General features: G+C 52.3%; 3 protein-coding genes, 3 tRNA genes and 6 rRNA genes. 3 read left to right on the top strand and 9 right to left on the bottom strand.

The genetic code is table 11. The features are described 5' to 3' along the window. The first annotated feature begins 5 nt into the window (after positions 1–5). From ACWHXP_RS00060 to ACWHXP_RS00050, 3 genes are all read left to right on the top strand, one after another. Positions 6–770 carry an SDR family oxidoreductase gene (locus ACWHXP_RS00060; protein ID WP_489634752.1) on the top strand — a complete coding sequence of 255 codons (765 nt, stop codon included), beginning with the start codon at positions 6–8 and terminating at the stop codon, positions 768–770. Between the two features lie 223 nt (positions 771–993). Beyond that, positions 994–1908, top strand: a complete 915-nt coding sequence (locus ACWHXP_RS00055; protein WP_489634753.1) for an SMP-30/gluconolactonase/LRE family protein — start codon at positions 994–996, stop codon at positions 1906–1908. A gap of 159 nt (positions 1909–2067) precedes the next feature. Beyond that, entirely contained in the window at positions 2068–2622 is a 555-nt protein-coding gene (locus ACWHXP_RS00050) for an acyloxyacyl hydrolase (protein ID WP_121043921.1), read from the top strand. Positions 2623–3194: 572 nt separating this feature from the next. Here the strand turns inward: ACWHXP_RS00050 and rrf (ACWHXP_RS00045) are convergent. The 9 genes from rrf (ACWHXP_RS00045) to ACWHXP_RS00005 all read right to left on the bottom strand — a co-directional run bounded on the left by rrf (ACWHXP_RS00045) (position 3195) and on the right by ACWHXP_RS00005 (position 14169). After that, a 5S ribosomal RNA gene (gene rrf, locus ACWHXP_RS00045) occupies positions 3195–3307 on the bottom strand. Positions 3308–3446: 139 nt separating this feature from the next. Further along, a 23S ribosomal RNA gene (locus tag ACWHXP_RS00040) occupies positions 3447–6318 on the bottom strand. Positions 6319–6687: 369 nt separating this feature from the next. Further along, positions 6688–6764: transfer RNA gene (locus tag ACWHXP_RS00035), tRNA-Ile, on the bottom strand. Between the two features lie 118 nt (positions 6765–6882). Then, positions 6883–8413, bottom strand: a 16S ribosomal RNA gene (locus ACWHXP_RS00030). A 536-nt stretch (positions 8414–8949) separates the two neighbouring features. After that, positions 8950–9062, bottom strand: a 5S ribosomal RNA gene (gene rrf / locus ACWHXP_RS00025). Between the two features lie 139 nt (positions 9063–9201). Continuing rightward, a 23S ribosomal RNA gene (locus ACWHXP_RS00020) occupies positions 9202–12074 on the bottom strand. 284 nt (positions 12075–12358) lie between these two features. Next, a tRNA-Ala gene (locus ACWHXP_RS00015) sits at positions 12359–12434 on the bottom strand. A 7-nt stretch (positions 12435–12441) separates the two neighbouring features. Further along, positions 12442–12518, bottom strand: a tRNA-Ile gene (locus ACWHXP_RS00010). Between the two features lie 118 nt (positions 12519–12636). Continuing rightward, positions 12637–14169: ribosomal RNA gene (locus tag ACWHXP_RS00005) — 16S ribosomal RNA — on the bottom strand. The 16S, 23S and 5S rRNA genes sit together here with 3 tRNA genes alongside, the layout of an rRNA operon. Positions 14170–14419 lie beyond the last annotated feature (250 nt).

Raw genomic sequence — 14419 nt, 5'->3', positions numbered from 1 at the left:
CAAGCATGTCCGCATCCACTGGCCGCCTCGCCGGCAAGACCGTCCTCATCACTGCTGCGGCCCAAGGTATTGGCCGCGCCTCGACTGAATTGTTTGCGCGTGAAGGCGCTCGCGTGATCGCTACCGATATCAGCAAGACGCATCTGGAGGAGCTCGCCTCCATCGCTGGTGTGGAGACACATCTGCTGGACGTCACCGACGACGACGCCATCAAGGCGCTGGTGGCCAAGGTCGGCACCGTCGATGTCCTCTTCAACTGCGCGGGCTACGTGGCGGCCGGCAACATTCTGGAGTGCGATGACAAGGCCTGGGATTTCTCCTTCAATCTCAATGCCAAGGCCATGTTCCACACCATCCGTGCGGTGCTGCCGGGCATGCTGGCCAAGAAGGCCGGCTCCATCGTCAACATCGCCTCGGCCGCATCGAGCGTGAAGGGCGTGGCCAATCGCTTTGCCTACGGAGCCTCCAAGGCGGCCGTAGTGGGGCTGACCAAGTCGGTGGCGGCGGACTTCGTGGCGCAGGGCATCCGTTGCAATGCGATCTGCCCGGGCACCATTGAATCGCCCTCGCTGAACCAGCGCATCAGCACGCAAGCCAAGGAGACCGGCAAGAGCGAAGACGAAGTCCGCGCCGCCTTCGTGGCCCGCCAACCCATGGGCCGCATCGGCAAGGCCGAGGAAGTGGCGGCACTGGCCTTGTACCTGGCATCGGACGAGTCGAACTTCACTACCGGATCGATCCACATGATTGATGGTGGGTGGTCCAACTAAGCAGGGGATGGGATGATCGTTCGAGGGTCTCGCATCAGGACGATGCGGATGATACGAACGGTCCGCCAGATCAGGACGGCATGCTGCGCGCATGCCGTTTTTCTTTTGGCGCGCTGCGCGCTGATCCTCCTGCTGGCGTGAGGGATGTTGCGGATCAGGTTTATCAAACCAGATCCGCGCGGCATAATGAGCGCTTACTCATTCATGCTTACAGGCAAGCTCCATGTCCCAGGCATCTCCCACATTGACTGCTGACACCTTCACCACCGTTTCTCCCGAACCGATGCTGCTGGGCGAATCGCCCCTGTGGCACGCGGAGGAAGCAGCACTCTACTGGATCGACATTCCCGGCAAGGCCGTCCACAAGCGCGTACTGGCCACGCAGCAGCACCAGCGCTGGGACATGCCGGAAGAACCCGGCAGTATCGTCAAGCATGCGCAAGGCGGGCTGGTGGTGGCGTTGCGGTCGGGCATGTTCCATCTCAATACTGGCAATGGCGCGCTGACGGCGCTGCTGGAAGCGCCCTACGATATGGCACGCATCCGCTTCAATGACGGGCGCTGCGATGCCTCTGGCCGCTTCTGGTGCGGCACCATCTATGAGCCGCGTGATCGGGATGGCGGCACCTTGTATTGCTTCGAACGTAATGCCTTGCGTGATGCGCATCATGCCGTGGTCACTTCCAATGGCGTGGCGTTCAGCCCGGACCAGCGCCTGATGTATCACGCCAATACGCCGGCGCACCGCATCAACGTCCATGACTATGATCTGGCTACCGGCCAGACCAGCAATTGCCGCCTGCTGCGCCAGTTCGACAGCGACAAGACTGCGCCCGATTACGGCGGACGTCCGGATGGTGCCGCGGTCGATAGCGAAGGTGCGTACTGGTGTGCGATGTTCGAGGGAGGGCGGGTGTTGCGGCTGTCGCCACAGGGCGAGATCCTGCAGGAGATCCGCGTGCCGGCGCGCTGTCCGACGATGGTGGCATTTGGGGGCGAGGATCTGCGCACGCTCTTCATCACGACCGGACGCAATGGCCGCAGCGAGGCGGAGCTTGCCCAATATCCGCTGTCTGGACATGTGCTGGCCATTCGCGTGGAGGTGGCGGGAAGACTTGAGTACAGCTATCGCCCATGAGGCTGCGCGCCGTCTGTGGTAAGGACGCGGCACAATATTTCACGCGAGTATGCATTTGTGATGATTATGAGAGAATATCGCGTCCCCGCGGCTGCCCTTGCGCCGCGCCGAATACAAGCAAAGATCCTTCAAAACCATTTACGCGCTGAAAGAGAATCCATGACTAAATTGAAGAGCCTGGTCGCCAAGATCGCTTTTGCTGGCGTTGCCGCCATTGCCATCCAGTCGCCCAGCTACGCCATCGACGGCATGTCGCTGGAGTACGGTACTGGCAACAACACCCAGCTGGCCCGTATCGGTGCCCAGTTCAACTGGGGTCCGAACTGGAATTTCTGGCAGTCCAACGGCACCCACGTCGGTGGTTACTGGGATCTGTCGCTGGCCAACTGGCGCATGAACCACTACAACAACACCAATGACAGCGGCAACCTGATCGACCTGGGTCTGACCCCGGTGCTGCGTTTCCAGCGCGATGACGGCAAGGGTTTCTACGGTGAAGCCGGTATCGGCGTGCACCTGTTCTCCAAGCTCTACCGCAACAATGACAAGGTGTTGTCGACCGCCTTCCAGTTCGGTGACCACATCGGTGCCGGCTATGTGTTCAGCAATGGCCTGGACCTGGGCATCCGCCTGCAGCACTTCTCCAACGGTGGCATCAAGCAACCCAACGGCGGCGTGAACTTTGCCGTGGCACGTGTGGCTTACAAGTTCTGATGATCTGAGCTTGTACTGCTGAAAATGAAGAAGCCGGCTTTGCCGGCTTTTTTATTGTCTGGTGTTTTGAGAGAGGGTCGCGAGTGGTGAATGACTGCTATTGCATATCAGGGGGGACTGACCTGCTCCTGAATGTTAGATTTTTGCCTGTGCATAAATTAACTGCTACTGGGGTTGTTAGCGCAGGCTGTGTATAAATCTAAGGTTTGGATTTCCCGGAGTGCCTTATTACGGGTGTTTGGAGTCAATTGATCTTTCAGATCCTAAATGTCTGTGTATAAGAAAATGCACAGAGACCGAGCGCAGTGATTTCCGTCTGTGAATAAAACTAAGAATAGACGTTGAATGCCAGCAGGACGATATGACGGCAAAAAGGTCTCGCTCGCGCAGCTTGAAGCGCCCGGCACCACGCAGCGGCAAGGATGAAACGCAGATTATCGATCCTCGGACCGTTCGAAACTTTTTACTCCCATCGAACCGTCTTTCGCATCGACCGCGCTGTAATCATAAATCGAGCGCACAAAGCAAAAACCCTCGCTACTTGCGTAACGAGGGTTCTTGGGGAGTAACAAGCCTGACGATGACCTACTTTCACACTGGTTGCAGCACTATCATCGGCGCGAAGTCGTTTCACGGTCCTGTTCGGGATGGGAAGGGGTGGTACCAACTTGCTATAGTCATCAGGCATAACTTGTAAAGTCAGTTGCTCTCGACGGAGCAGCAACTAACCCAAACTGGAAGAAGTATTTAGTAGATTCTTGGGTGTGATGCACTATGGCAAACACAATATATGCTCAACTTGTCTATAACAGAGCTAATGTTATAGGAACAAGCCGCACGGGCAATTAGTATCAGTTAGCTTAACGCATTACTGCGCTTCCACACCTGACCTATCAACGTCCTGGTCTCGAACGACCCTTTAGGGGAATCTAGTTCCCGGGAAGTCTCATCTCAAGGCGAGTTTCCCGCTTAGATGCTTTCAGCGGTTATCTCTTCCGAACTTAGCTACTCGGCAATGCCACTGGCGTGACAACCGATACACCAGAGGTTCGTCCACTCCGGTCCTCTCGTACTAGGAGCAGCCCCCTTCAAACTTCCAACGCCCACGGCAGATAGGGACCAAACTGTCTCACGACGTTTTAAACCCAGCTCACGTACCACTTTAAATGGCGAACAGCCATACCCTTGGGACCGGCTACAGCCCCAGGATGTGATGAGCCGACATCGAGGTGCCAAACTCCCCCGTCGATATGAACTCTTGGGAGGAATCAGCCTGTTATCCCCAGAGTACCTTTTATCCGTTGAGCGATGGCCCTTCCATACAGAACCACCGGATCACTATGTCCTACTTTCGTACCTGCTCGACTTGTCAGTCTCGCAGTTAAGCACGCTTATGCCATTGCACTATTAGCACGATGTCCGACCGTACCTAGCGTACCTTCGAACTCCTCCGTTACACTTTGGGAGGAGACCGCCCCAGTCAAACTGCCTACCATGCACTGTCCCCGATCCGGATAACGGACCAAGGTTAGAACCTCAAACAAACCAGGGTGGTATTTCAAGGTCGGCTCCACGCAGACTAGCGTCCACGCTTCAAAGCCTCCCACCTATCCTACACAGATTGGTTCAAAGTCCAATGCAAAGCTACAGTAAAGGTTCATGGGGTCTTTCCGTCTAGCCGCGGGTAGATTGCATCATCACAAACATTTCAACTTCGCTGAGTCTCGGGAGGAGACAGTGTGGCCATCGTTACGCCATTCGTGCAGGTCGGAACTTACCCGACAAGGAATTTCGCTACCTTAGGACCGTTATAGTTACGGCCGCCGTTTACTGGGACTTCAATCAAGAGCTTGCACCCCATCATTTAATCTTCCAGCACCGGGCAGGCGTCACACCCTATACGTCCACTTTCGTGTTTGCAGAGTGCTGTGTTTTTATTAAACAGTCGCAGCCACCATTTTATTGCAACCCTTTTGTCCTTCTGGCGCAGGCCAGTCAAACTACTTGGGCGTACCTTATCCCGAAGTTACGGTACCAATTTGCCGAGTTCCTTCTCCCGAGTTCTCTCAAGCGCCTTAGAATACTCATCTCGCCCACCTGTGTCGGTTTGCGGTACGGTCTCGTTAGACTGAAGCTTAGAGGCTTTTCTTGGAACCACTTCCGATTGCTTCGCGAACAAGTTCGCTCGTCTCACACCCTTGAATTACGCTGCCGGATTTGCCTAACAGCCTTCTTCGATGCAAAAACCGACTATTCCAACAGTCGGACAACCTTCCGCGATCCGTCCCCCCATCGCATCTAACGACGGTGCAGGAATATTAACCTGCTTCCCATCAGCTACGCATCTCTGCCTCGCCTTAGGGGCCGACTCACCCTGCTCCGATGAACGTTGAACAGGAAACCTTGGGCTTACGGCGTGCGGGCTTTTCACCCGCATTATCGCTACTCATGTCAGCATTCGCACTTCTGATACCTCCAGCATCCTTTACAAGACACCTTCACAGGCTTACAGAACGCTCTCCTACCATATCCTTGCGGATATCCGCAGCTTCGGTGACTGGCTTAGCCCCGTTACATCTTCCGCGCAGGACGACTCGATCAGTGAGCTATTACGCTTTCTTTAAAGGATGGCTGCTTCTAAGCCAACCTCCTGACTGTTTTAGCCTTCCCACTTCGTTTTCCACTTAGCCAATCTTTGGGACCTTAGCTGGCGGTCTGGGTTGTTTCCCTCTTGACGTCGGACGTTAGCACCCGGCGTCTGTCTCCCAAGCTCGCACTCATCGGTATTCGGAGTTTGCAATGGTTTGGTAAGTCGCGATGACCCCCTAGCCATAACAGTGCTCTACCCCCGATGGTGATACTTGAGGCACTACCTAAATAGTTTTCGGAGAGAACCAGCTATTTCCAAGTTTGTTTAGCCTTTCACCCCTATCCACAGCTCATCCCCTAATTTTTCAACATTAGTGGGTTCGGTCCTCCAGTGCGTGTTACCGCACCTTCAACCTGGCCATGGATAGATCACTTGGTTTCGGGTCTACACCCAGCGACTGAACGCCCTATTCGGACTCGATTTCTCTGCGCCTTCCCTATTCGGTTAAGCTTGCCACTGAATGTAAGTCGCTGACCCATTATACAAAAGGTACGCAGTCACCCCTTACAGGGCTCCTACTGTTTGTATGCACACGGTTTCAGGATCTATTTCACTCCCCTTCCGGGGTTCTTTTCGCCTTTCCCTCACGGTACTGGTTCACTATCGGTCGATTACGAGTATTTAGCCTTGGAGGATGGTCCCCCCATGTTCAGACAGGATTTCACGTGTCCCGCCCTACTTGTCGCAAGCCTAGTTCCACACCATCGATTTCGCATACGGGGCTATCACCCACTATGGCCGGACTTTCCATTCCGTTTTGCTATCGTTGATGCTAAATCTTGCAGGCTGATCCCATTTCGCTCGCCACTACTTTGGGAATCTCGGTTGATTTCTTTTCCTGTAGCTACTTAGATGTTTCAGTTCGCCACGTTCGCTTCGTTACCCTATGTATTCAGATAACGATGACCTTACGGCCGGGTTTCCCCATTCGGAAATCTGCGGATCAAAGCTTGTTTGCCAGCTCCCCGCAGCTTATCGCAAGCTACTACGTCCTTCATCGCCTGTAATCGCCAAGGCATCCACCATGTGCACTTATTCGCTTGTTCCTATAACGTTAGCCTCTTTTGCAAGAGCGTTATATGAAGCGTTGAGTTTTAGCGTTTGCCGTATTCCAAAGTAAGTCTTCTAATTGCTAAGATCACTTCGTAATACTTTGATTGATACAATCACACCCATTTTTACTTTCGCAAGAACCGAAGTCCTGGCGATCGTTTAAATGAATCTTTACTTCTTCCAGATTGTTAAAGAACAAAAACAGCCATTGATCGTAAAAGATCAAACCTAAATCACTACGTCTTGCGTTTTGCGACGCTGACTTAGGTTTGACATTTCTTGGTGGAGGTTGACGGGATCGAACCGACGACCCCCTGCTTGCAAAGCAGGTGCTCTCCCAGCTGAGCTAAACCCCGAAACCTTGGTGGGTCTGGTTGGGCTCGAACCAACGACCCCCGCGTTATCAACACGGTGCTCTAACCAGCTGAGCTACAGACCCGCTTGGATCAGTATCAGTAGCCAGTCAGTGACCTTGTGTCACGGACCGCGCTTCACCAAATAACTGTTCTTGATTTACAGCCGATAAGTGTGGACGCTTAACTTCGTGTGCACTCTAGAAAGGAGGTGATCCAGCCGCACCTTCCGATACGGCTACCTTGTTACGACTTCACCCCAGTCACGAATCCTACCGTGGTGAGCGCCCTCCTTGCGGTTAGGCTACCCACTTCTGGTAAAACCCGCTCCCATGGTGTGACGGGCGGTGTGTACAAGACCCGGGAACGTATTCACCGCGACATGCTGATCCGCGATTACTAGCGATTCCAACTTCATGGAGTCGAGTTGCAGACTCCAATCCGGACTACGATACACTTTCTGGGATTAGCTCCCCCTCGCGGGTTGGCGGCCCTCTGTATGTACCATTGTATGACGTGTGAAGCCCTACCCATAAGGGCCATGAGGACTTGACGTCATCCCCACCTTCCTCCGGTTTGTCACCGGCAGTCTCATTAGAGTGCCCTTTCGTAGCAACTAATGACAAGGGTTGCGCTCGTTGCGGGACTTAACCCAACATCTCACGACACGAGCTGACGACAGCCATGCAGCACCTGTGTGATGGTTCTCTTTCGAGCACTCCCAAATCTCTTCGGGATTCCATCCATGTCAAGGGTAGGTAAGGTTTTTCGCGTTGCATCGAATTAATCCACATCATCCACCGCTTGTGCGGGTCCCCGTCAATTCCTTTGAGTTTTAATCTTGCGACCGTACTCCCCAGGCGGTCTACTTCACGCGTTAGCTGCGTTACCAAGTCAATTAAGACCCGACAACTAGTAGACATCGTTTAGGGCGTGGACTACCAGGGTATCTAATCCTGTTTGCTCCCCACGCTTTCGTGCATGAGCGTCAGTGTTATCCCAGGGGGCTGCCTTCGCCATCGGTATTCCTCCACATATCTACGCATTTCACTGCTACACGTGGAATCTACCCCCTCTGACACACTCTAGCCGTGCAGTCTCAAATGCAATTCCCAGGTTGAGCCCGGGGATTTCACATCTGACTTACACAACCGCCTGCGCACGCTTTACGCCCAGTAATTCCGATTAACGCTTGCACCCTACGTATTACCGCGGCTGCTGGCACGTAGTTAGCCGGTGCTTATTCTTCAGGTACCGTCATTAGTAATAGATATTAGCTACTACCGTTTCTTCCCTGACAAAAGAGCTTTACAACCCGAAGGCCTTCTTCACTCACGCGGCATTGCTGGATCAGGGTTGCCCCCATTGTCCAAAATTCCCCACTGCTGCCTCCCGTAGGAGTCTGGGCCGTGTCTCAGTCCCAGTGTGGCTGGTCGTCCTCTCAGACCAGCTACTGATCGTTGCCTTGGTAGGCTTTTACCCCACCAACTAGCTAATCAGATATCGGCCGCTCCAGGAGCATGAGGTCTTGCGATCCCCCACTTTCATCCGTAGATCGTATGCGGTATTAGCTAGTCTTTCGACTAGTTATCCCCCACTCTAGGGCACGTTCCGATATATTACTCACCCGTTCGCCACTCGCCATCAGGAGCAAGCTCCTATGCTGCCGTTCGACTTGCATGTGTAAGGCATGCCGCCAGCGTTCAATCTGAGCCAGGATCAAACTCTTTAGTTTAATCTCTGTTTTGTGCCATTTCTGGCTACCCCGAAGGGCATCGCTCTCTCAAAATACTGACAGGTAATTTCTTGCGAACTTACCTATATTTCTTGTGAGCATTTAATATTTAAAGTTTCCAGAACCGAGGCTCTGTCGCACTTCATTAAACGCCCACGCTTATCGGCTGTTAATTTTTAAAGATCTGTCTGTCGCAAACGCGCTTGGCGCTGTTTGCATCGCTGCGAATCGTTTTGTTCGTCAGCAGCAGAGAAACGAGATTATGTAGCAGTTTGTTTATCGCGTCAACTACTTTTTTGCGATTCGTTTTAAATCTTTTCGTCTCGCTTAACTTCGGCTTTGACTACTTCCATTTAAAACGTACTTCACACTGCTTCATGCCTCTTTGCTTTCCGGTTCAACCTGGTTCGCTTTTCAGCGGTCACCGTTGTTCCGGCCAGCTCGGTGAAGACTCATTCATACGTCAGGGTCTCACACGTATACTTAAAAGCAAAAACCCTCGCTACTTGCGTAACGAGGGTTCTTGGGAGTAACAAGCCTGACGATGACCTACTTTCACACTGGTTGCAGCACTATCATCGGCGCGAAGTCGTTTCACGGTCCTGTTCGGGATGGGAAGGGGTGGTACCAACTTGCTATAGTCATCAGGCATAACTTGTAAAGTCAGTTGCTCTCGACGGAGCAGCAACCAACCCAAACTGGAAGAAGTATTTAGTAGATTCTTGGGTGTGATGCACTAGGGCAAACACAATATATGCTCAACTTGTCTATAACAGAGCTAATGTTATAGGAACAAGCCGCACGGGCAATTAGTATCAGTTAGCTTAACGCATTACTGCGCTTCCACACCTGACCTATCAACGTCCTGGTCTCGAACGACCCTTTAGGGGAATCTGAGTTCCCGGGAAGTCTCATCTCAAGGCGAGTTTCCCGCTTAGATGCTTTCAGCGGTTATCTCTTCCGAACTTAGCTACTCGGCAATGCCACTGGCGTGACAACCGATACACCAGAGGTTCGTCCACTCCGGTCCTCTCGTACTAGGAGCAGCCCCCTTCAAACTTCCAACGCCCACGGCAGATAGGGACCAAACTGTCTCACGACGTTTTAAACCCAGCTCACGTACCACTTTAAATGGCGAACAGCCATACCCTTGGGACCGGCTACAGCCCCAGGATGTGATGAGCCGACATCGAGGTGCCAAACTCCCCCGTCGATATGAACTCTTGGGAGGAATCAGCCTGTTATCCCCAGAGTACCTTTTATCCGTTGAGCGATGGCCCTTCCATACAGAACCACCGGATCACTATGTCCTACTTTCGTACCTGCTCGACTTGTCAGTCTCGCAGTTAAGCACGCTTATGCCATTGCACTATTAGCACGATGTCCGACCGTACCTAGCGTACCTTCGAACTCCTCCGTTACACTTTGGGAGGAGACCGCCCCAGTCAAACTGCCTACCATGCACTGTCCCCGATCCGGATAACGGACCAAGGTTAGAACCTCAAACAAACCAGGGTGGTATTTCAAGGTCGGCTCCACGCAGACTAGCGTCCACGCTTCAAAGCCTCCCACCTATCCTACACAGATTGGTTCAAAGTCCAATGCAAAGCTACAGTAAAGGTTCATGGGGTCTTTCCGTCTAGCCGCGGGTAGATTGCATCATCACAAACATTTCAACTTCGCTGAGTCTCGGGAGGAGACAGTGTGGCCATCGTTACGCCATTCGTGCAGGTCGGAACTTACCCGACAAGGAATTTCGCTACCTTAGGACCGTTATAGTTACGGCCGCCGTTTACTGGGACTTCAATCAAGAGCTTGCACCCCATCATTTAATCTTCCAGCACCGGGCAGGCGTCACACCCTATACGTCCACTTTCGTGTTTGCAGAGTGCTGTGTTTTTATTAAACAGTCGCAGCCACCATTTTATTGCAACCCTTTTGTCCTTCTGGCGCAGGCCAGTCAAACTACTTGGGCGTACCTTATCCCGAAGTTACGGTACCAATTTGCCGAGTTCCTTCTCCCGAGTTCTCTCAAGCGCCTTAGAATACTCATCTCGCCCACCTGTGTCGGTTTGCGGTACGGTCTCGTTAGACTGAAGCTTAGAGGCTTTTCTTGGAACCACTTCCGATTGCTTCGCGAACAAGTTCGCTCGTCTCACACCCTTGAATTACGCTGCCGGATTTGCCTAACAGCCTTCTTCGATGCAAAAACCGACTATTCCAACAGTCGGACAACCTTCCGCGATCCGTCCCCCCATCGCATCTAACGACGGTGCAGGAATATTAACCTGCTTCCCATCAGCTACGCATCTCTGCCTCGCCTTAGGGGCCGACTCACCCTGCTCCGATGAACGTTGAACAGGAAACCTTGGGCTTACGGCGTGCGGGCTTTTCACCCGCATTATCGCTACTCATGTCAGCATTCGCACTTCTGATACCTCCAGCATCCTTTACAAGACACCTTCACAGGCTTACAGAACGCTCTCCTACCATATCCTTGCGGATATCCGCAGCTTCGGTGACTGGCTTAGCCCCGTTACATCTTCCGCGCAGGACGACTCGATCAGTGAGCTATTACGCTTTCTTTAAAGGATGGCTGCTTCTAAGCCAACCTCCTGACTGTTTTAGCCTTCCCACTTCGTTTTCCACTTAGCCAATCTTTGGGACCTTAGCTGGCGGTCTGGGTTGTTTCCCTCTTGACGTCGGACGTTAGCACCCGGCGTCTGTCTCCCAAGCTCGCACTCATCGGTATTCGGAGTTTGCAATGGTTTGGTAAGTCGCGATGACCCCCTAGCCATAACAGTGCTCTACCCCCGATGGTGATACTTGAGGCACTACCTAAATAGTTTTCGGAGAGAACCAGCTATTTCCAAGTTTGTTTAGCCTTTCACCCCTATCCACAGCTCATCCCCTAATTTTTCAACATTAGTGGGTTCGGTCCTCCAGTGCGTGTTACCGCACCTTCAACCTGGCCATGGATAGATCACTTGGTTTCGGGTCTACACCCAGCGACTGAACGCCCTATTCGGACTCGATTTCTCTGCGCCTTCCCTATTCGGTTAAGCTTGCCACTGAATGTAAGTCGCTGACCCATTATACAAAAGGTACGCAGTCACCCCTTACAGGGCTCCTACTGTTTGTATGCACACGGTTTCAGGATCTATTTCACTCCCCTTCCGGGGTTCTTTTCGCCTTTCCCTCACGGTACTGGTTCACTATCGGTCGATTACGAGTATTTAGCCTTGGAGGATGGTCCCCCCATGTTCAGACAGGATTTCACGTGTCCCGCCCTACTTGTCGCAAGCCTAGTTCCACACCATCGATTTCGCATACGGGGCTATCACCCACTATGGCCGGACTTTCCATTCCGTTTTGCTATCGTTGATGCTAAATCTTGCAGGCTGATCCCATTTCGCTCGCCACTACTTTGGGAATCTCGGTTGATTTCTTTTCCTGTAGCTACTTAGATGTTTCAGTTCGCCACGTTCGCTTCGTTACCCTATGTATTCAGATAACGATGACCTTACGGCCGGGTTTCCCCATTCGGAAATCTGCGGATCAAAGCTTGTTTGCCAGCTCCCCGCAGCTTATCGCAAGCTACTACGTCCTTCATCGCCTGTAATCGCCAAGGCATCCACCATGTGCACTTATTCGCTTGTTCCTATAACGTTAGCCTCTTTTGCAAGAGCGTTATATGAAGCGTTGAGTTTTAGCGTTTGCCGTATTCCAAAGTAAGTCTTCTAATTGCTAAGATCACTTCGTAATACTTTGATTGATACAATCACACCCATTTTTTTGATTCATACAAGGACCGCAGTCCTAGCATTCATCATCAAATGAATCTTTACTTCTTCCAGATTGTTAAAGAACAAAAACAGCCATTGATCGTAAAAGATCAAACCTAAATCGCTACGTCATACACGCTGACTTAGGTTTGATATTTCTTGGTGGAGGTTGACGGGATCGAACCGACGACCCCCTGCTTGCAAAGCAGGTGCTCTCCCAGCTGAGCTAAACCCCCGAAACCTTGGTGGGTCTGGTTGGGCTCGAACCAACGACCCCCGCGTTATCAACACGGTGCTCTAACCAGCTGAGCTACAGACCCGCTTGGATCAGTATCAGTAGCCAGTCAGTGACCTTGTGTCACGGACCGTGCTTCACCAAATAACTGTTCTTGATTTACAGCCGATAAGTGTGGACGCTTAACTTCGTGCGCACTCTAGAAAGGAGGTGATCCAGCCGCACCTTCCGATACGGCTACCTTGTTACGACTTCACCCCAGTCACGAATCCTACCGTGGTGAGCGCCCTCCTTGCGGTTAGGCTACCCACTTCTGGTAAAACCCGCTCCCATGGTGTGACGGGCGGTGTGTACAAGACCCGGGAACGTATTCACCGCGACATGCTGATCCGCGATTACTAGCGATTCCAACTTCATGGAGTCGAGTTGCAGACTCCAATCCGGACTACGATACACTTTCTGGGATTAGCTCCCCCTCGCGGGTTGGCGGCCCTCTGTATGTACCATTGTATGACGTGTGAAGCCCTACCCATAAGGGCCATGAGGACTTGACGTCATCCCCACCTTCCTCCGGTTTGTCACCGGCAGTCTCATTAGAGTGCCCTTTCGTAGCAACTAATGACAAGGGTTGCGCTCGTTGCGGGACTTAACCCAACATCTCACGACACGAGCTGACGACAGCCATGCAGCACCTGTGTGATGGTTCTCTTTCGAGCACTCCCAAATCTCTTCGGGATTCCATCCATGTCAAGGGTAGGTAAGGTTTTTCGCGTTGCATCGAATTAATCCACATCATCCACCGCTTGTGCGGGTCCCCGTCAATTCCTTTGAGTTTTAATCTTGCGACCGTACTCCCCAGGCGGTCTACTTCACGCGTTAGCTGCGTTACCAAGTCAATTAAGACCCGACAACTAGTAGACATCGTTTAGGGCGTGGACTACCAGGGTATCTAATCCTGTTTGCTCCCCACGCTTTCGTGCATGAGCGTCAGTGTTATCCCAGGGGGCTGCCTTCGCCATCGGTATTCCTCCACATATCTACGCATTTCACTGCTACACGTGGAATTCTACCCCCCTCTGACACACTCTAGCCGTGCAGTCTCAAATGCAATTCCCAGGTTGAGCCCGGGGATTTCACATCTGACTTACACAACCGCCTGCGCACGCTTTACGCCCAGTAATTCCGATTAACGCTTGCACCCTACGTATTACCGCGGCTGCTGGCACGTAGTTAGCCGGTGCTTATTCTTCAGGTACCGTCATTAGTAGTAGATATTAGCTACTACCGTTTCTTCCCTGACAAAAGAGCTTTACAACCCGAAGGCCTTCTTCACTCACGCGGCATTGCTGGATCAGGGTTGCCCCCATTGTCCAAAATTCCCCACTGCTGCCTCCCGTAGGAGTCTGGGCCGTGTCTCAGTCCCAGTGTGGCTGGTCGTCCTCTCAGACCAGCTACTGATCGTTGCCTTGGTAGGCTTTTACCCCACCAACTAGCTAATCAGATATCGGCCGCTCCAGGAGCATGAGGTCTTGCGATCCCCCACTTTCATCCGTAGATCGTATGCGGTATTAGCTAGTCTTTCGACTAGTTATCCCCCACTCTAGGGCACGTTCCGATATATTACTCACCCGTTCGCCACTCGCCATCAGGAGCAAGCTCCTATGCTGCCGTTCGACTTGCATGTGTAAGGCATGCCGCCAGCGTTCAATCTGAGCCAGGATCAAACTCTTTAGTTTAATCTCTGTTTTGTGCCATTTCTGGCTACCCCGAAGGGCATCGCTCTCTCAAAATACTGACAGGTAATTTCTTGCGAACTTACCTATATTTCTTGTGAGCATTTAATATTTAAAGTTTCCAGAACCGAAGTCCTGTCGCACTTCATTAAACGCCCACGCTTATCGGCTGTTAATTTTTAAAGATCTTGTCTGCCGCAAACGCGCTTGGCGCTGTTTGCATCGCTGCGAATCGTTTTGTTCGTCAGCAGCA

It is taken from the genome of Herbaspirillum sp. Her2 (assembly GCF_057961375.1).
This window is presented reverse-complemented; position numbering and strand designations above follow the sequence as displayed.

Coding starts and splice junctions, on each gene's coding strand:
- ACWHXP_RS00060 (WP_489634752.1), top strand. CDS start 6: ATGTCCGCATCCACTGGCCGCCTCGCCGGCAAGACCGTCCTCATCACT.
- ACWHXP_RS00055 (WP_489634753.1), top strand. CDS start 994: ATGTCCCAGGCATCTCCCACATTGACTGCTGACACCTTCACCACCGTT.
- ACWHXP_RS00050 (WP_121043921.1), top strand. CDS start 2,068: ATGACTAAATTGAAGAGCCTGGTCGCCAAGATCGCTTTTGCTGGCGTT.